Here is a 19,364-nt window from a genome sequence, read left to right as displayed (position 1 = left end):
TTGCGGATTAACTATTGGAGCAGAGGATGGGAAACATGAGAAAAGCGTTGATCGTATGGGGCGGCTGGGATGGTCATCAGCCGGAGGAAGTAGCGGGAATTTTTGCCGATTTGTTGAATAAAGAAGGCTTTGAAGTAACGGTTTCGGATACGCTGGACGCTTACAAGGATGAGGAGCTCATGGCACAGCTGGATCTAATCGTTCCCGTATGGACAATGGGGTCGATTACGCAGGAGCAGCTTCGTCCGCTGCTCGATACGGTACGTGCGGGCTGCGGCATCGCGGGCTGCCACGGCGGCATGGGCGATTCCTTCCGCAACGATGTCGATTATCAGTTCATGGTTGGCGGCCAGTGGGTCGCTCATCCGGGCAATGACGGCGTCGTTTACGACGTCAATATGGTTCGCGAGGACAATCCGCTTACAAGCGGCATCGGCGATTTTGAAGTGTGCACCGAGAAGTATTACATGCATGTGGACCCGGCCAATGAGGTTCATGCCACGACGTCGTTTGGCGATGTGAAAATGCCGATTGTTTGGACGAAGACTTGGGGCGAAGGCCGCGTGTACTACAATTCACTGGGGCATCAAGCGAACATCGTGGCCATGCCGCAAACGCTTGAATTGATGCGCCGCGGATTCCTGTGGGCAGCACGCGGCAGCCAAGAAGCATAAGAATACGAAAGTCAGCGAGCACTTTATATCATGCGTACTTTTAGGAGGAATGGCGTTTCATGAAACCAGTAAAAGTCGGAATCATTGGCTGCGGTAATATCAGCCATGTTTATTTTACAAACTTGAAGAAGTACCCTCAGGTGGAGCTCGTCGCGGCGGCGGATATCGATATCGAGCGCGCTAAAGCGCGTGCCGTTGAATTCAGCTTGAGCAAAGCCTATACGGTGGAGCAGCTGCTCGCTGATCCGGAAATCGAAATCGTCGTCAATCTGACGATTCCGAAGGCACATGCCTCTGTCTGCTTGCAGGCGCTGGAAGCCGGCAAACATGTGTATGTGGAGAAACCGATCGTCGTTACTCGCGAAGAAGGCAAGCAAGTGCTGGAGCTGGCGGAGAAGAAAGGTCTGCGTGTCGCAAGCGCGCCGGAGACGTTCCTTGGCGGCGGCATTCAAACTTGCCGTAAGCTGATTGACGAGGGTGCAATTGGCATGCCGGTATCCGCGACAGGCTTCATGCTCTGCGGCGGTCACGAGAGCTGGCATCCGGATCCGGAGTTCTATTACGAAATCGGCGGCGGCCCGATGTTCGATATGGGCCCTTACTACTTAACGGCATTCGTTACTTTGCTTGGACCTATTCGCCGCGTTACCGGTTCGGCGCGGATTACGCATGCAGAGCGCACGATCACAAGCGAGAAGAAACGCGGCAAGCTTATCCAAGTGGAAACGCCTACGAATATTACGGGCGTGCTCGACTTCGAGAACGGCGCGATCGGCACCTTGCTGACAAGCTTCGACGTACCGGGAGGCACATCGCTGCCGAACATCGAAATTCACGGCAGTAAAGGTTCGCTGATTGTACCGGATCCGAACGGCTTCGGCGGCAAAGTAAAGCTTCGCCGCGCAGGCGGAGAATGGGAAGAGATCGAGCTTACTCATGGTCACATCGATAACAATCGCGGGATTGGCGTTGCGGATATGGCTCGCGCGATTCGCGAAGGCGGAGAGCACCGTGCTAACGGCACGATGGCGTACCATGTGCTCGAAGCGATGCACGGCATTCACGATGCTTCGCGCGACGGAAAGCATTATGTGATGGAAAGCACATGCGCGCGTCCTGAGCCAATGCCTGCACTTGAAGCTCAGTCCCAATAACGCTAATATGAAATGAGACACGCAGCCTGCCCGCTCGCTCGGGTAGGCTGATCATTTTCAATATCCTATATTCAGGTTACATAAAAGGAGATTCATTCATGAAACCAGTAAAAGTCGGTATTGTGGGCTGCGGCAATATCAGCCAAATTTATTTTACGAATTTGAAGAAATACCCGGAGATTGATCTTGTTGCTGCAGCTGATATCGATTTGGAGCGCGCGAAGATGCGTGCCGAGGAATTCGGTCTGGCCAAAGCTTATACGGTAGAGCAGCTGCTTGCAGATCCGGAAATCGAAATCGTCGTAAACCTGACGATTCCGAAAGCTCATGCGCCTGTTTGTTTGCAGGCTCTTGAAGCGGGTAAGCATGTTTATGTAGAAAAGCCGCTTGCGGTTACTAGAGAAGAAGGCAAGAAAGTGTTAGCCCTTGCAGCTGAGAAGGGCTTACGCGTCGCAAGCGCGCCGGAGACATTCCTTGGCGGCGGCATTCAAACTTGCCGCAAGCTGATCGATGACGGCGCCATCGGTACTCCGATTTCCGTAACGGGCTTCATGCTTGGTGAAGGACCAGAGGGCTGGCATCCGGATCCGGAGTTTTTCTATGAAGCCGGCGGCGGCCCGATGTTTGATATGGGGCCGTACTATTTGACGGCCTACATCGCGCTGCTGGGTCCGTTTCGCCGCGTGACAGGCTCGGCTATTATTCCTTTCCCGGAGCGCACGATTACGAGCGAGAAGAAGAACGGCAAAATCATTAAAGTCGAGACGCCAACGCATATTGCCGGCGTTATCGATTTCCAAAGCGGCGCTGTCGGAACGCTGATTACGAGCTTCGATTCCAAGGCAGGCACTTCATTGCCGAACATCGAGATTCATGGCAGCGCAGGCTCCTTGCTTGTACCGGATCCGAATACATTCGGAGGTACCATTAAGCTGCGCCGTTACGGCACGGAAGAATGGGAGGAAGTGCCGTTCACGCACGGCAACACCGACAACAACCGCGGCATCGGCGTGGCCGACATGGCGCGCGCTATTGCCGAAGGTCGTCAGCATCGCGCGAATGGGGCAATGGCTTATCATGTTCTTGAAGCGATGCATGGTTTCCATGATGCTTCCCGTGACGGCAAACACTACGTGATGGAAAGCACTTGCGACCGTCCGGAGCCGATGCCGGCGCTCGAAAGCAACGCAGTCGTATAAGAAACAGAAAAAGACATTCAAACCGGCGTCACGGTTTGAATGTCATTTTTCTGTTTATAGGAGGGTCGCTTATGATTTCGAATTCCATTCGCAGCATGGAAGCTATGCTGGATTCCGTGCCACAACGATTCCAATCATTCGGTCACCACGAAATCGTGCAGCCCATCGCTGAAGGGAAATGGTCGCGTCTGCAGCTGCTTGGACATCTATGCGATTCATCCATCAACAATTTATGCCGGTTCGTTCAAATTGATGGACATACTGAAAGGGAAGCGATACCGGTCATCGTCCCCTACGACCAAGAGAATTGGGTGAGGGCTCAGCGGTATTTCGATGCTCCCCCTGAAGAAGTGCTCGCGTTATGGGTGAGCCTTAATCAATCCGTCTTGCGCGTCATTACAGGGTTATCGCCTTTAAGTTTAGCGCGTACCGGACAATTTCCAAGCGGAACTACGGTCACCTTGGAATGGCTGATTGAAGATTACGTGGCTCATATGGAGCATCATTTGCAGCAAATCTTCGGGCATGCGTGAGCGGTCAGCTTGGACTCGGTGATGCGCTTTCCGCAGCGGGATGAAGCACGTCGTAGAGTGCTTGAACCATGCGGTTATGATCACTTTCTTCGCTGTTTTTCCAAATCATCTCGAACAGTACTCCTAGTCCGGGGAGTGCTTTCTCATCACTTCCGATGGAGCCTTCAATGACGTCGGTCAGTTCTTCCCCCGTTAAATTTTGTACCCGACGAACGATTGCCTGCCGCAAATCAAGATTGTTCAATCTGATCCCTCCATCACATACAGATTCGAGGATTAATATTTCCTTGCGACCTTGATTTCATGCCGGAGGATGCAGCGAGGCGTTCGGATATATAAGGAAATTGTGCTATAATAAGCTCAAATTGCTTCAAGGGAGATGAAAGTCTTGCCGAATAAGCAGTACGCGGTAATTGGTATGGGACGGTTTGGCACAAGTGTCGCACAATCGCTGTCCAAGCTTGGCTTTGACGTGCTGGCGATCGATTCCAATCAGCAGAAGGTCGAGGACGTGTCCGCATGGGTAACGCATGCCGTTACTGCGGATTCGACGGACGAGGATGCGTTGCGGTCACTTGGGTTGCGCAACTTCGATGTCGTCGTCGTAGCGATCGGCGCGGATATTCAAGCAAGCATTCTTACGACGCTTATATTGAAGGAATTTGGCGTTCCGCAGCTGATCGTTAAGGCGCAAAGCGAGCTGCATGGCAAGGTGCTGACGAAGATCGGCGCGGACAAAGTGGTGTTTCCGGAGCGGGATATGGGCATGCGTGTCGCCCATCATTTAATTTCCCCCAACATCTTGGAGTACATCGAGCTGTCGAAGGATCACAGCATCGTCGAGATCAAGGTACCCTCTTTTGCCGTCGGCAAAAACCTAAAGCAGTTAGATATTCGCGCCAAATACAAATGCAATGTACTCGCGATCAAGACAGGGAACGAGCTTAATATTTCTCCATTGGCGGAGGATGTTATTCGAACTGACGATGTGCTGGTTATTGTGGGCAAAACGGAACATTTATCGGAATTAGAGCTTGATTATGCGGAAGGCTGATAATAACGTGCAAACGAACAATAAACGAATGATGAGCATTACTTCAGTGCAAAATGAGAAAGTGAAAGCGATGGCAGCCTTGCTGGAGAAGAAGCACCGGGACCGCTCGGGCCGCTTCATTATCGAGGGGGTCCACTTGGTGCAGGAAGCGCTGCTTGCCGGCGCCGATGTGGAGACAATCGTGATCGATATGGAACGCGGCATACCGGGCGAGCTTCGTACGCTGCTTGGGCAAACCGATTGCGAGCTGATTGAAGCTACCCCGGCTGTTATGGCCAAATGCACGGGGACGGACTCTCCGCCGCCGGTGTTCGGCGTGGCCGCAAAGCCTTATGCGGACGTGTCCAAGCTGTATCAGCAAGACTCGCTGGTTGTGGTGCTGGACGGCGTACGCGATCCCGGCAACGTCGGCACGATCATCCGCAGCGCGGACGCGGTCGGCGCCCACGCCGTTGTGCTCGGACAAGGCTGCGTCGATCTCTACAATCCGAAGACGGTGCGTTCGACGATGGGCTCGTTGTTCCATCTTCCGGTCATTGAAGGGGATCTTAGCGAACTGCTGCCTGAGGCTAAGAGGCACGGAATTTCCCTTGTCGGGACAAGTCTGCAAGCATCGGCTACCTGTTACAGTTATAACTGGAGTGGGCCAACTTGGCTGCTGATGGGCAGCGAATCGCAAGGATTATCTGGGGATGTACTGGGGCAAGTGGATACGAGCATCATCATCCCGATGCATGGCCATTCGGAGTCGCTGAATGTGGCGATGGCCAGTACGATATTGTTGTATGAGGCGCTGCGGCAGCGGCGGTATCGTTAATGTTTAACGATCTCACACTAGCAACTGCTACGAACTTCAAGGGTTGCCCTGATCATTCAGGGCAGCCTTTTTTTAGTCTCTTATTTATAAGAAGTTAACACTTAAATTCGTAGTTTGCTATTTACATCATCCCTATTTATTGATACATTTCGTATACAACGTTCGAGTAGATGAACGATGAAAGCGGGGGGAATTAGTGGGGAAAGTAAGCTTGAAAGAGTTGTTTTTGCTCCGAACTGTCGCATGTTTAAGTATTGTATTTCTACACAGCGTTGATGTCGCGGATAGCTGGTTTTTTGGTGGATTAAGATTGTTTCTTTCATTCGGCACACCTGCGTTTATCCTGATTTCCGAGATCGTATTGGCAAATGCCTATCCAACTCACACGCCGAAAGGGTTCTTGAAAAAAAGACTGCGTTATATCGGAATACCGTATATCTGTTTTGTTATCATCTATTCCCTTCAGAACACGTTTACTTTAGCTGGGAAAGCGGAAATCTCAGTCCTAGCAACCAATTTGGTTAAAGGCTTCTTTCTCGGTGAAACATCAGCCTATTTTGTAGCTATTATATTTCAATTCTATCTATTGCATATGTTTTTCGTCCGCTATGTCTTCAATCGGTTTCGTCCAAAATGGATACTGATTATAGCCGGACTGGTAAACGTGAGCTATCTTGCTTTCTTTAACTTAGTCAGCCCGCCTGATCATCCAACTGCGATCTATGTTTGGGATACATTCTATAGGATGCCTTTTATCGGATGGGTGTTCTATTTTGCAGTAGCCTATTATTTGGGCAGAAATTATGTGCAATACCTAAGTATGTTGCAAAAGTATCGACATTACATCTATGCGTCAGTCCCTCTTACAGGTATAGTTATGCTCTTTCTTTTTATGAGTGATATCATTCCTGTCTTGTCCTCCAAGCGCTTTGATATGATTTTCTTTACGTTGAGCACAGTGTTCATGTTGCTCATTGTGGCAGCCAAACTAAGAGGAGTACCATCCTTGATTGTGAAAATAAGCCAGTGTTCTTTTGGGATCTATTTAGTCCATCCTTTAGTGCTTTCCGTTATTGATCATTTTTTCATATTACCCAACAACATGTTTAGTGCATTCGTTCTATTCCTTTTCGCTCTAAGCGGTTCGATGGGGATTGTGGTTGTTTTTAACCGATTTTCGTGGGGGAGCTATTTCATCGGGCGCATTGGAGTAGGATTAGATCTCAAACGTCCAAACAATCGGATAACCAATGAGAAAACACAGCCTGTAAACTAAAGTTTTTGAATGTGTCAGGAGATAAGAACGAATTTCTAATATAAATCTTATCAAGCAATCAAAAGAGGCAGCCTGCATGGGGGATGCCTCTTTTGTTCTGGGAGCCGGCCGAAACCGGTCCGAAAGGTTCATAAAGCCTTTACAATTAGCAACCAAATGGAATTGATGAGCAAGTGTTCATATGTTAGAGTGAAAACGTTAATGTACGTCCAGCTATCTGACATAGATCAATGCGGTACCAAGTCAACTTAAGCAATTACGGAGGAAACAACCATGGCTAAAAAAATAAAAACAACGCCTACCCGAAATAATAAAGGGCCGTCAAGCAAACAGCTGGTTCTATTCACATCGATTATCGTAGGTTTATTCGTATTATTGTTTATCATTGGTCAAGCAACCGATAAGACCGGAAATTCGTTTCAAGATGCGCCAGCGATTATCAATCAACCGATTGAAGGCGACAAAGACGCCAAGGTATCCATCGTTGAGTTTGGCGACTATAAGTGTCCATCCTGCAAAGCTTGGGGTGAGCAATTTTATCCGAAATTGAAGGAAGCCTATATGGATAGCGGGAAAGCCAATTTCACCTATATTAACGTGCTGTTTCATGGCGATGAATCCAGGCTGGGAGCACAGGCAGGAGAAGCTGTCTGGTCACAGAATCCCGAGGCGTTCTGGCCGTTCCATAAAGCCTTGTTTCAAGCTCAGCCAGCACAAGATCATGATGCATTATGGATAACAACAGATAAGATCAATGAAATCGCCGCAACCGTAAAGCCGGCTATCGACCTTGAGAAACTGAATGCAGCGATCAGCAGCGAGGCTGTTCAAAACGAAGTCAGCGCAGACGAAAAATTGGTTCAGGATTATAGAGTGATGCAAACGCCTAGCATCATGATTAATCAAGTCATGGTTAAAGATCCTTTCGATTATGCAGCCATTGTCGAACTTATTGAAGAACAATTAAACGAATAAAGTTTATGATCAAATACCCATTGAACCAAACGGGTATTTGATCTTTTTTATTATTTATTGCAATTTTTACGAAAGTAACCCGGATTAACTCCTGTTTCGGATTTGAATGTTTTGGAGAAGTGGTGGACATCCGTAAATCCGCAATATTCGCTCGCTTTTTGCAGGGAAATGCCATCTCTCAACAGTTCTTGCGCGTAATTAATTCTCAGCTTTAAGAGGTACTGATACGGACTCTGGTGGAAATGCTCCTTGAATAGTACGGTGAAACGGGAAGGGGACAGGCCGGCTCTCTTGGCCATATCATCAATATGTATGGGCTCCGATATGTGAAAGGCGAAGTAGGATGTAATCCAATTTAAGAATGGCTGTTTAGACAGCGTGCGCGGTTGAGGCGCCATATACGTCTTGAAAACGATCGTTAACCATTCATGAGCAAGCTGATTGGCGTCCATCATTCCGATGTAGGTTTGCAATTGCCAGTTCTCGATGATCTTGAATGCGAGATCCCTTAGCTTGTTCTGATTGGGAGTCTCCAGCTTAAAGGGGATATTTAAGGTTTCACAATCATGAAGCCGCGGCTGCATGAAATCCATATAGGTCGACATGTCTATTTGGCCAGGTCTGGTGACGAAACTGCTCTCCCTATGGGGATTGTAGAAGAAATCCAGGTGAACATAGGGGTTAATCGTATTGCCGATTCCTTTAATCGTATGGACGTCACCAGGCTGAAGCAGGCAGAGATCGCCTTCTTTCACAACATGAAGGATACCATCGATTTGAATTTCAAATTGACCTTCTTGAGCATAAAAAATGATGTAATCCAGCAAGCTTCGCTCACCCAGAAAAAAAGGCCGACGGATCGCATAGTCTGCGTTCCGGACATAAGGCGCAATCGCATAATCCTCTACCTTCATTTTTACCCATCCTCATAGATAATCGTTTTTTACATAAAATCCAGTGTTTTTATATACAGTTTTTGCGGTGCTAAGCCTCTATACTAATCGTATCTGCATTATATCATTTTTGCGAAGGGGTCGAAGGCTGGATCAACTAAATAAGGCGTAAATACGAGGGAAATCAGCTTTCTACTTGGACTATTAGAAGGAGCAGAGTCATCGTGTCAGCAGGCAACCGGCGGTTGGCAGATTGGAAAATAGGTAATCGTCAGAAGCAAGAGGACACGTGAACGAAAGAAATGTGCATTTCATGCCAATGAACAAACAGTTGGAAAATGCATTCCGAATTATTTAGTAAGCGCTTTCATTTTAGGCATATTTGGGTTTTGGAAAGGATGGATGATCAGCTTGAAATCTGTAACCGGAGAGGCCGCTCTCAATAAAAGCAGGGTGATTACAGAATGCATCAAACACAAAAATTTATTGCTGATGCTTTTACCTGGTATTATCTTCTTTCTGATTTTCAGATACGGACCCATGTATGGTATTCAGATTGCATTCAGAGATTTTAAATTCAACAAAGGAATCACCGGAAGTGAATGGGTAGGTTTGAAGCATTTCTACGATCTGTTCAGTCGCCCAAGCTTCCTTGAAGTTTTTACGAATACGATAAAAATCAGTACCTATAAGCTTATTTTCGGCTTCCCGGTTCCCATTATTTTTGCCTTGCTATTAAACGAGCTAAGAATGGTGAAATTCAAGAAAGCGGTCCAAACGATCAGTTATCTGCCGCATTTTGTTTCGTGGGTCATACTTGGAGGCTTGTTCCTTCAATTACTATCGCCAACGTCCGGTCCGTTGAACATTCTGCTGAGAGAGCTTGGGATGAAACCTATTTATTTCTTAGGCGATAATGCATGGTTTGTAGGAACGCTGGTCGTTACTTCAATCTGGAAGAGCGTCGGGTGGAGCTCCATCATCTATCTTGCTGCGATCGCAGGGGTTAACTCCGAGCTGTATGAGGCAGGAAACCTTGATGGTTGCAATCGCTTCCAGCTTGCCAGATACATTACTTTTCCGGCGATCATGCCAATCGTAACGATCATGTTTATTTTTGCTGTAGGCGGCATAGTCGCTGACGATTTTGATCAGATTTTCAATCTTTATTCTCCGGCTGTTTATAAGGTAGGCGATGTTCTGGGGACCTATGCGTACCGGAATGGGATAGAAAGCATGGATTACAGCTTTGCAACTGCCGTTGGTCTCTTCACCAATATTGTTTCGCTGGTGTTGGTGTTGTCGGCTAATTTCTTTGCAAAAAGATACAGCGATAATGGAATCTGGTAAGGGAAGTGAACGAGATGAATAGTTCTAGCCGGATAAAGAAAAGTTTTGGCGAGCATGTCTTTGATTCTTTGAATGTCATTTTCATGATTCTACTTTGTTTTACGACAATCTATCCCTTCATGTATCTCCTGTCGCTCTCATTAAGCGCAGGCAATATCTCGCTTACCAAAATACACTTTATTCCTCCTGAGCTGTCATTTGATAATTTCAAAAGTGTACTGAGCTATAGCTACATCAAAACGGGGTTTGTAAATTCGACCTTGCGCGTTGTCCTTGGGACTTCTCTGGAACTATTCTTTTGTCTGATTACTGCATATCCGCTTACTAAAAAAAATCTGCCCTTCAGAAATTTTTGGACCGGAATTGTTGTGTTTACGATGTTTTTTGGCGGAGGGCTGATTCCTAACTACATCTTAATGAGAGAGCTGCATCTGATGAACACCATATGGGCGTTGGTTCTTCCGAATTTGGTTCCCGCATTCTCCATGATCCTGATTCGAAATTATATCAGTTCACTTCCTGAGAGCATTGAGGAGTCCGCTAAAATCGATGGCGCAAATGAGTTTACAATCCTATTTCGAATTATCGCGCCGATGATTACTCCTATCCTTGCTACAGTTGCACTTTGGTCCATCGTAGGCCATTGGAATGCATGGTTTGACTCGATGCTGTATTCGACATCGCCAGAGAATCAGGTTTTGCAAGTTGTCATGCGAAACATTATTCAAAAAGGCGATGTGAATTTGGAGGCCGGGTCAACCACAACTACTCTTGCTGGTAGCGTTAATCCAACAACGATCAAGGCTGCTACCATCATGATCACATCGCTGCCCGTCATCGCCATATATCCTTTTTTACAGAAATATTTCGTTAAAGGGATTATGGTTGGTTCTTTGAAGGGATAAAAAAAATGGGGAGGCAAGACAATGAAGAATCTATTCAGCTTGAGAAAGAGTATGGTACTTGTTCTATGCACCGCTATGCTCGCATCGTTCACAGCATGTAGCTCCAATTCATCGAACAACGCATTGAACGGTGAGCAATCTGCAGGAAATGATTCCAAGTCAAATGCAGCGAATGACTCTGCTGCAGCATCGAACTTTGACAAAAAGCTTGATATCTCTTGGGTAGGTTGGACAGGCCCGGTTGATAACGAGGGCGAGATTGTCAAAGAAATTGAAGAGAAATTCAATGTGAATCTTACGATGGTAGACGTCGGCGATGCGGCTGCGTTCGATGTCAAGATCGCTGCCGGTGAAGTGCCCGATGTATTCCCGCTAGGCTTCTCAAAATATCAAAAATACATAGATGATGAAATTATTAGTGAAATCCCCTATGATACGATTCAAAAGGATGCTCCGGCTCTATACGACGCCTATCAAACCGAAGTGTCTTCGTATTTGGACCTGACGAAATCGGATGATAAAAACTATGGTCTTGTTGTCCCTAACCCGGAAAGCGGTAATTTCAGACCGCTTGTGGTTTGGAGAGGGGATTGGCTTGAAAATGTAGGCCTTACAAAAGAGCCGGATACATTGGCGGAATTTGAAGATGCCATGTATAAGTTCACGAACAATGATCCGGACAAGAACGGGAAGAAAGACACGTATGGGTTGTCTACATCGATGATGCAAACCGTATATGGCGCATATGGCTATCTCCCGACGGCATGGACACGCAAAGACGGAAAGCTGGTGTATGGTGCTGTCCAGCCGGAAATGAAAGAAGCATTGAAAGTTTTGGCCAAATGGTATAAAGACGGCGTTCTTACGCCTGAATTCGTAAATGCGGATGGAGAAAACAAAGGCGGAGACTGGTCAATCGCAACCGATTTTGTAAACGGCATGATTGGAGTAACCAGTTACCCGGAATACCTCTACTGGAAACCGGCTCAATCCGCTGGTGATCGCGAAGGCTCGAACATTATGGAAATGAGAAAAACACTTCCGGATGCGGTAGATAAGCTGGTCTACGGTAAGCCTGTTGCGGGTCCGGATGGTAAAAGAGGTTTAGAGCTTAGAAACGCGCTTCAAGGCAGATTTATTGTTATGGGCAAGCAAGTGGAGAAGGATCCTGAGAAAATGGCCCGTATTTTAAGTATCCTGGAATACAGCTCAGCTACGTATGAAGGTTACATGCATACGCGTTATGGTAAAGAAGGCGTAAACTACAATTTGAAGGACGGACTTCCTGAAGCGATTGGCTCGTTCTCCGACTGGAATGAAATCGTGAAAATCGGCGGAGGCGCTACATTCAATAATGCGATCTGGATGCCATCTATCATTGGGAAAGTCAACCGCGAGTATGCTTGGGGCATGTCTCTCGGAACGCTCCAAAGTGATGGTATTATGAATGAGGTTATTCTACCTCTCCCATCCCAGCCTAAATATGGAGCAGAGCTCGATAAAATCAGATCAGAGGCATACGTCGATATCATTACAGGAAAGCAGCCGATCGAGTATTTCGACACCTTCGTAGAAAACTGGAGAGATGCTGGCGGTAAAGTGCTCGAAGAGGAAGCTGCTGCAAGATAATGTGCTAAGGAAGAAACAGAGAAAAGCTGCCGAACCAATTCGGCAGCTTTTTTGTCTCATTTTTCCCGCCTGCATCGTTAAATTTGGGGAAGGCAGCTTTCGCCTTCACAAATTTTTTAACATAAAGAACACGTTTTCTTTTCTTGTGCGGCCGAATCGCGATGGTAAAATAGATTAGATCATATTGAGCACATGCAGCGCTTGCCTATACCTGCCTAATGAAGGAGACCCGAATGATCAAGTGGCTGTTTATCAACCGGAGCATACGTACCAAACTCGTCTTGAGCAGCGTGTTCATCTCCCTTATCCCGATGCTCATTCTTTCCTTCCTGTTCTACAGGGCCAGCTCGCTTTCGCTAGAGCGCACGATGGTCAGGAGCGCCGACCAGAACGCCGAATATTTGTCCAATGACCTGGATCAGTTTTTCCGCAGCTTCTCTTCGTCTGCTTTGCAAGTCTATGGCTTCAACCAACTGGTCAATTTTATGCGTAACGGCGCCAACTACAACAATGCCGATATCTTTCAAACCAAAGACGCGCTCGATAACTACTATCGCCTCGTTCAGAGCAAGAATAAAGACGTGATCAAGATTATGATGTACGGGCAGGACAATAAGCTGAGGGATTCATGGTTAAGAGCGGCCAGCTACGATTCGATTCGACTCGATGCTTCCGTTCCCCATGCCGATCAATTGCTGGATTTGCCGTTTCAGCATGCCCTGATGTTCACTTATTTGGACAAGGAGCAGGGGGAACGGTTTTTCGTTTATGCGATCACGATTTATGACCCCTTCTATCGAAATAAATACGGTACATTAGTTTTTTATACGAGGATGAGAGATTTCGTGAAGCAGATCGAAACCTACAATCGATCCCCGAACAATATCGTCCTTCAGAACGATCAAGGCGAAATCTTCTATCGCACGAACGATCAATTCAGTGAAGCGGTCCAAACCTACAAGCGCTCCGATAACGTTGCCTCTTACGGCAAACGCGAGCTTCGATTCACGGACCGCCGTCAAGCGCTGATCAGCACGTCCGCGCTTGACAACGGCAACGTCGGGCTAACGCTTCTGTATTCGAGCAGCGAGCTCGCGGAGAATCGTAAAATTACGCTGCTGCTGACGGTAGGAGCATTTGCCCTCGTTATGCTCGTAATCGCGTTATTCTCATCGATGGCGCAGCAGTTTATTACGCGGCCCGTTCAGTCGCTAAGCAAGGCTATGCGGGCCGTCCGTAAAGGGGATTTCCATGTCACGCTTAAGCCGAGCCCATGGCGCGACGATCTGTCCGAATTGACGAGAAACTTTAATTTCATGACAAACAAGATTCAAGAATTGATCGAGCAGGAATATCAGCTGCTCATTCGCAACAAGGAAGCGCAAATCATGGCGCTGCAGATGCAAATCAATCCGCATTTTCTATACAATACCCTTCAAACCATCGGCGGCAAAGCCGTCTTAATCGGGGAATATGACATCCATGAAATGTGCAGGGCGCTGGGTGATCTGTTCCGTTACAACTTCTATGAAGGAAACAGCGAGTCCACAATCGGTCTGGAAATGGTGCACCTGAAAAATTATTTATATATTCAGCAGCTTCGTTTCGAAGAATCGCTCGTAACCGAGTTCGATGTGGAGCATGCGCTGCTTGACTGCAGCGTCATCCGGTTCGTCCTTCAACCCATTGTAGAGAATGCGATTGTCCATGTACTGGGTAAAACCGAGGACAGGCAGCTTCATCTGCAAATCACGGCGATGCAGCAATCGGATCGGGCCATCATTAAGGTGCGGGATAACGGTCCCGGTATAGACGCCGAGCAACTGGCTCGGCTTAGAGCGGTTCTGGAGCATAAAAACACCGAAGTATTCAGCGGCATATCGATCGGGTTGAAAAACGTGAACGAGAGAATTCGCATGTACTACGGATCCGATTACGGGCTCAGAATCGATAGCAACGAAGGCGAAGGTACGGAAGTGATTGTAACGATCCCCTACAGGAATAGAGGTATGCTGCATGTATAAGGTTATGGTAGTGGACGATGAGCCGTGGAGCCGTAAATCGATCAGCAAAATGATCAGCGGGCTTGCTCTGGACGTCGAGGTCATCGCGGAAGCGAGGCACGGCGAAGAGGCGCTTGCGCTTATCCCGATCCGAAGGCCGCATATCGTCGTGACCGACATGAATATGCCGGTATTGGACGGCGGGCAATTTTTGGAAGCGCTTCATGAACGGTTCGGCGAAATCAAGGTAATCGTGATTAGCGGGTATTCGCAGTTCGAATATATGAAGGCGGCCGTCACGTATCAAGCATGCGAATATGTGCTCAAACCGGTATCGGTAACGGATCTCGAGCAAGCACTCAATAAGGCGATCCAAGCTTGTAACACCTACATGAGCATTCAGCAGCAAATGCGGTTCAATCAGGAGGTTCGGCTTCTTAAGCGGGAGACCTTTCTGCAAACCGTTACAAGCCATCGGATTACGAACACGGCGGATATACAGCGGGAAGCGGGAGAGCTCGGCATCGCCGTGGACGGCGGTTATCGGGTTGCGGTGTGCATGTTTCGGCAGTTCAGCGAGGTATCCCGAACTAAATTTCACGGTAACGCGGATCTGTTCTTATTCAGTCTGGAGAATATTCTGTACGAAGTGATGCGGGAGGACAAGCTGCATGTCTATAAATCGGATGACCGTACGCGCATTTGCCTGCTCTTCCCGACTGCTTCCTATGATGAACAACGGGCTCGGCAGCTATTGATTGACTATCATGAAGCTGTCAGTGAAATGCTGCTCGTCGGCGTGGTAGCTGGGCTTAGCCGTGCTTATACAAGGCTCGAAGAGCTGCCTGCCGCGTATCATGCGGCGGGCGATGCGCTCCGAAATAATCGTCTGCTGGGGGAGTCATTCGCATTCTCGTCTGCTGAAAGCACGGGAGCGATCCAGCCGGTCGAGCTGCTGGGCTCCTTCGATTTGAAATCGATGAGGCAAGCGATCGGAGCCCATAATCCGAAAGACTTCAAGCGGCTGTTGAACGATTACTGCGAGAAAGTTGGCCGGCAGCCCAATGTCACCATTCGCCAGATCCAACGCGATTTGAGGCAGATGATAGAGTTATCGCTGTCCGAATTGAAGGGAATCGAGGCAACGCAGTCCGTATTGCCCAATGCTGACGAAGTGTCTCGCATCTTGGATGAGAAGGAGCTGCAGTCGTTCCTCAGCCTGCTTACTCAAGCCATTGAAGCCCATTGTGCCGGCGTCGGCGAGGCGGAGAACGTTCGCTCGGTTCGCGAAATCGCTCTGTTCCTGGATGAGCATTATTTTGAGGATCTCAGTCTCATCGACGTCGCGGCGCGGTTCCACATGGATGCCGCTTATTTGAGCAAGCTGTTCAAGAGCATCACGCGCGAGAACTTCACCGAATACGTCACGCGCAAACGAATGGAGAAGGCTTGCGAGCTGTTGAAATCGTCCGCATGCAAAATCAACGAAATATCCGAGCTGGTCGGTTACGAGAATCAGCGATATTTCAGCCAAGTATTCAAGCGGTTTACCGGGCAGACGCCTTCGGAATACCGGGATGGATCGATTGGAGCTGCGGAAATAACAAAATATTGAACATTGCAAACACAAATTAATTCATTACGTGAAAAGTGGCCGACCGATAAGATAGACTCATGGACGAAACGATCGTCCTCGGACAATACAGGAAAAGGGGACTGGAAAATGAAAAAGAGTTTGGTCGGTCTGAGCGCCATCATCGCGATGCTTTCTCTGGCGGCATGCGGCAACGCGAACAATGATGCGACGTCATCCGCGAACACATCTTCAAATGCATCATCGAATACAGCCTCGAATACGTCATCAACGGAGAACACTTCCAATGCGGCTTCGAACGACACCTCGTCGACTAATGCAGCGGAAGCGAGCGCGGAACCGGTAACGATTTCGTTCATGCACTTCAAGAGCGACGTGACGGACGGCATTCAGAAAATCGTCGATCAGTTCGAAGCGGCTAATCCGACTATCAAAGTCGATGTTCAGCCCGTGAAATATGACGACTATTACACCATTCTGAAAACGAAATTGGCAGGCGGAGACATCCTGGACGTGTTCACGTTGAACGCCGGCGCGCAGGCGAAATTGTTTGTGGACGGCGGTTACGTGGAGGATTTGAGCGGGCAGGAATTCCTGAACAATTTCGATGCGGACGTGCTGACTTCGCAGGCGACGGACGGGAAGAACTACATTATGCCGCTGAACGCCGGACCGATTGCCGTATTCTATAACAAGAATATATACAATGAATTGAATCTTGAAGTGCCGAGAACGTTCGATGCCATGATCGAGAATGCGAAGAAGATTAAATCGGCGGGCAAAACGCCGTTCGCGCTCGGCTGGAAGGATGGCTGGCCGCTCGGCATGTGGATCGGCCGCGATTTGCCGAGTAACACGGCGCTTGCCGCAAACAAGCCTGACTTCTTCGACAAGCTGGAGACGGGCGGCTCCAAATTCGCCGACAATCCGGCGATGCAAACCACGCTCGATCATGCCCAGCAAATATTCGATCTCGGCAACAAGGACCAGCTCGGCCTCGGTTACAACGACGTCGTCGACCTGTTCGCCAAAGGCGATGTCGGCATGATGTACATGGGCACTTGGCCGCTTGCGGATATTCAGAAGAAAAATCCGGACTTGTACAATACCGGCATCGGCTACTTCCCTTACCCGTTCAGCAACGATGAAAGCTTGAACAAATTGGAGTTTAATCCGGATGCTTCGCTTGCGCTCGGCAGCAAATCCCAGCACAAAGACGCGGCGATGAAATTCCTTGCTTTCATGGCGAGCAAAGAAGGCGGAGACGCTTGGGTTAAGAATACGAACACGCTGAGCTACGTAAAAGGCGCAACGACCGACATCGCGCCGGCTTTGAACGATCTGAAGCCTTACTTCGATAACGGCCAGCTGTACAACTCGCAAGCCTACATGTCGAAAACGACGATCGACTGGACCGGTCAGCTCATCCAGCATCTACAGAAAATGTTCTTTAAGAAAGAGACGCCGGAGCAAGTCATTTCCGCACTGGATGACTGGGTGTCCAAGAACCATAAATAATGGAATCTCAGATGACGGCATAGGCGGCGCCTATGCCGTTACCTATAGGAAAGGAAATCGTCTATGAATAGCTTAAAGCGATCGATCCGCAGCGAGATGTGGTATGTGCTGTTTATACTCCCGGGGTTGTGTCTGTTTGCGTTTGCGGTGATCGTCCCGTTAGTCATTGGCGCGAAATATTCGTTCACGGATTGGGACGGCGTCGCACCTACCGCGAAATATATCGGCTGGGATAACTACGCGCAGGCATTGCGCGATCCTGACCTGTGGGCGGCGCTTCGCAACACGTTCAAGTACGCGATATTGGTAACGCTGCTTGTGAATCTCGTGTCGCTGCTGCTTGCCGTATTGCTAGACTCTTATTTGAAATTCAGAAAGGTGTTCCGCACGATCTTCTTCTTGCCCGTTGCGATCTCCACGGTGCTGTCGGCTTATATTTGGAGCTACAACTACAGTAACGGCCTGCCGAAGCTGCTCAGCTATTTCGGCATCGATATGACAAGTCCGCTCGGCAATCCGGATCATGCGATGACGGCGCTCATCGTCATCTCGCTGTGGCAAGGGATCGGCTCTCCGATGATTATCTATATCGCCGGTTTGCAAGGCATTCCGGGAGAGCTGACCGAAAGCGCGCGGATCGACGGCGCCGGCGCGTTCGGCGCTTTCCGTCATATTACGCTGCCGCTGCTGGCGCCATCGGTCACGATTAATTTGCTGCTCGTGCTGACAGGCTCGCTCAAAGTGTTCGATCTCGTCTTCTTGACGACCGGCGGCGGTCCGGCTTTCTCGACCGAGGTGATCTCGACGTTTATTTACAACGTCTCATTCAACTCCGCTAAAGCGGGGTACGGTACGGCATTGTCGATGCTGTTCTTCCTCATTCTCGTCATCGTCACCATCGTGCAGCTGGCTATATTTAGAAGGCGGGAGGTGGATATGTAATGAAACTGACGCACGCGATCGTCCTTACGCTGATTGCCTTGCTGGCCCTTATATTCGTTTTTCCGCTCTACGTTGCGCTGCTCATGGCGCTGAAATCCGCGAAGGAAACCTTCGACTCCTTCTATGCGCTGCCGTCGACTTTGCATCTGGATAATTTCGTGCATGCCTGGAAAACGTCGAAGTATCCGTCCGCGATCCGAAACAGCCTGTGGGTGAACCTCATTTCCGTCGCGCTGATCATATTCGTGTCCGCGCTTGCAGGGTACTCTATCGCCCGGCGGAATAAACCCATCTATAAATTCATCTATGTCCTGTTTCTTTCCGGGTTGATGGTTCCGTTCCAGGTCATCATGCTTCCGCTGTATAAGATGGGCAAGATGGCCCATATGATCGATACGCACTGGGGAATCGCTTTGATTTACGGCGGCTTCGGCGTTCAGATGGGGGTGCTGTTCTATGCGGGCTTCATTCGGGGCATCTCGCTTGAGATCGAGGAAGCGGCGCGGATCGACGGTTGTTCGACACCGGGCATATTTGCCCGCATCGTACTTCCGCTGCTCAAGCCGGTCACCGCTACCGTCGTCGTGCTGAACGCGCTGTATATTTGGAACGACTTCCTGCTTCCGCTGCTGTATCTGCAGGATAAGGCGTATCGCACCATTCCGCTGCAGCAGTATTACTTCTTCGGACAGTACAGCAGCGATTTGAATTTGGCATTCGCTTATGCCGTAATGGGGCTTATTCCGATTATCGTGTTTTTCCTTTTCATGCAGAAATTTATTATTAAGGGCATCGCAGCAGGCGCCATTAAAGGGTAGAGAAGAATCATCATTATGGGAGGGACGTAC

18 protein-coding genes are annotated in these 19,364 nt (G+C 48.7%); 16 read left to right on the top strand and 2 right to left on the bottom strand.

The annotated features are described in order from the left end of the window. Positions 1-35: 35 nt before the first annotated feature. From I8J30_RS24650 to I8J30_RS24635, 4 genes are all read left to right on the top strand, one after another. Positions 36-674: a ThuA domain-containing protein gene (locus I8J30_RS24650; RefSeq protein ID WP_091212261.1), complete on the top strand. Its 639-nt coding sequence runs from the start codon at positions 36-38 to the stop codon at positions 672-674. Positions 675-733: 59 nt separating this feature from the next. Further along, on the top strand, positions 734-1,828 hold the full coding sequence (locus I8J30_RS24645; RefSeq protein ID WP_210662689.1) for a Gfo/Idh/MocA family protein: 1,095 nt from the start codon (positions 734-736) through the stop codon (positions 1,826-1,828). Between the two features lie 98 nt (positions 1,829-1,926). Then, on the top strand, positions 1,927-3,027 hold the full coding sequence (locus I8J30_RS24640; RefSeq protein ID WP_210662687.1) for a Gfo/Idh/MocA family protein: 1,101 nt from the start codon (positions 1,927-1,929) through the stop codon (positions 3,025-3,027). 71 nt (positions 3,028-3,098) lie between these two features. Then, the gene (locus I8J30_RS24635) at positions 3,099-3,560 is read left to right on the top strand and encodes a DinB family protein (protein WP_210662685.1); all 462 of its coding nucleotides are present in this window, start codon (positions 3,099-3,101) and stop codon (positions 3,558-3,560) included. Between the two features lie 4 nt (positions 3,561-3,564). On the opposite strand, the gene sspI is transcribed toward I8J30_RS24635, so the two are convergent. Next, the gene (gene sspI, locus I8J30_RS24630; RefSeq protein ID WP_210662683.1) at positions 3,565-3,804 is read right to left on the bottom strand and encodes a small acid-soluble spore protein SspI; all 240 of its coding nucleotides are present in this window, start codon (positions 3,802-3,804) and stop codon (positions 3,565-3,567) included. 144 nt (positions 3,805-3,948) lie between these two features. On the opposite strand from sspI, the gene I8J30_RS24625 reads away from it, so the two are divergent. From I8J30_RS24625 to I8J30_RS24610, 4 genes are all read left to right on the top strand, one after another. Continuing rightward, complete coding sequence (locus tag I8J30_RS24625; protein ID WP_338044937.1) at positions 3,949-4,614, top strand: potassium channel family protein; 666 nt, start codon at positions 3,949-3,951, stop codon at positions 4,612-4,614. 31 nt (positions 4,615-4,645) lie between these two features. After that, positions 4,646-5,431, top strand: coding sequence for a TrmH family RNA methyltransferase (locus I8J30_RS24620; protein ID WP_210662731.1), 786 nt, complete (start codon positions 4,646-4,648; stop codon positions 5,429-5,431). A gap of 196 nt (positions 5,432-5,627) precedes the next feature. Beyond that, on the top strand, positions 5,628-6,707 hold the full coding sequence (locus I8J30_RS24615; protein WP_210662680.1) for an acyltransferase family protein: 1,080 nt from the start codon (positions 5,628-5,630) through the stop codon (positions 6,705-6,707). A gap of 273 nt (positions 6,708-6,980) precedes the next feature. Then, positions 6,981-7,682 (top strand): DsbA family protein, encoded by a 702-nt coding sequence (locus I8J30_RS24610; protein ID WP_210662678.1) that lies wholly within the window; start codon positions 6,981-6,983, stop codon positions 7,680-7,682. A gap of 50 nt (positions 7,683-7,732) precedes the next feature. Here I8J30_RS24610 and I8J30_RS24605 read toward each other — a convergent pair whose 3' ends face one another. Then, positions 7,733-8,596, bottom strand: coding sequence for an AraC family transcriptional regulator (locus tag I8J30_RS24605; RefSeq protein ID WP_210662676.1), 864 nt, complete (start codon positions 8,594-8,596; stop codon positions 7,733-7,735). Between the two features lie 519 nt (positions 8,597-9,115). Between I8J30_RS24605 and I8J30_RS24600 the strand changes: the two genes are divergently transcribed. From I8J30_RS24600 to I8J30_RS24565, 8 genes are all read left to right on the top strand, one after another. Beyond that, complete coding sequence (locus I8J30_RS24600; protein ID WP_240548349.1) at positions 9,116-9,925, top strand: ABC transporter permease; 810 nt, start codon at positions 9,116-9,118, stop codon at positions 9,923-9,925. 14 nt (positions 9,926-9,939) lie between these two features. Beyond that, positions 9,940-10,830, top strand: a complete 891-nt coding sequence (locus I8J30_RS24595) for a carbohydrate ABC transporter permease (RefSeq protein ID WP_210662672.1) — start codon at positions 9,940-9,942, stop codon at positions 10,828-10,830. Positions 10,831-10,851: 21 nt separating this feature from the next. Further along, on the top strand, positions 10,852-12,459 hold the full coding sequence (locus tag I8J30_RS24590; RefSeq protein WP_210662669.1) for a type 2 periplasmic-binding domain-containing protein: 1,608 nt from the start codon (positions 10,852-10,854) through the stop codon (positions 12,457-12,459). 233 nt (positions 12,460-12,692) lie between these two features. After that, positions 12,693-14,483, top strand: coding sequence for a sensor histidine kinase (locus I8J30_RS24585; RefSeq protein ID WP_210662667.1), 1,791 nt, complete (start codon positions 12,693-12,695; stop codon positions 14,481-14,483). Beyond that, positions 14,476-16,077: a response regulator gene (locus I8J30_RS24580; RefSeq protein ID WP_210662666.1), complete on the top strand. Its 1,602-nt coding sequence runs from the start codon at positions 14,476-14,478 to the stop codon at positions 16,075-16,077. The genes I8J30_RS24585 and I8J30_RS24580 overlap by 8 nt, the downstream gene beginning before the upstream one ends. A 108-nt stretch (positions 16,078-16,185) precedes the next feature. After that, entirely contained in the window at positions 16,186-17,574 is a 1,389-nt protein-coding gene (locus I8J30_RS24575; RefSeq protein ID WP_210662664.1) for an ABC transporter substrate-binding protein, read from the top strand. A 63-nt stretch (positions 17,575-17,637) separates the two neighbouring features. Then, a complete protein-coding gene (locus I8J30_RS24570; RefSeq protein ID WP_091212304.1) occupies positions 17,638-18,516 on the top strand; it encodes a carbohydrate ABC transporter permease in 879 nt (292 codons plus the stop codon). Beyond that, positions 18,516-19,334: a carbohydrate ABC transporter permease gene (locus tag I8J30_RS24565; RefSeq protein WP_240548348.1), complete on the top strand. Its 819-nt coding sequence runs from the start codon at positions 18,516-18,518 to the stop codon at positions 19,332-19,334. Before I8J30_RS24570 ends, I8J30_RS24565 begins: the two co-directional genes overlap by 1 nt. The last annotated feature ends 30 nt before the right edge of the window (positions 19,335-19,364 follow it).

Origin of the sequence: Paenibacillus lignilyticus (assembly GCF_017942085.1) — a bacterium.
Classification (GTDB): Bacteria; Bacillota; Bacilli; order Paenibacillales; family Paenibacillaceae; genus Paenibacillus_Z; species Paenibacillus_Z lignilyticus.
Note: the sequence above shows the minus strand (reverse complement) of the source record. Positions and strands in the feature narration are given on the sequence as shown.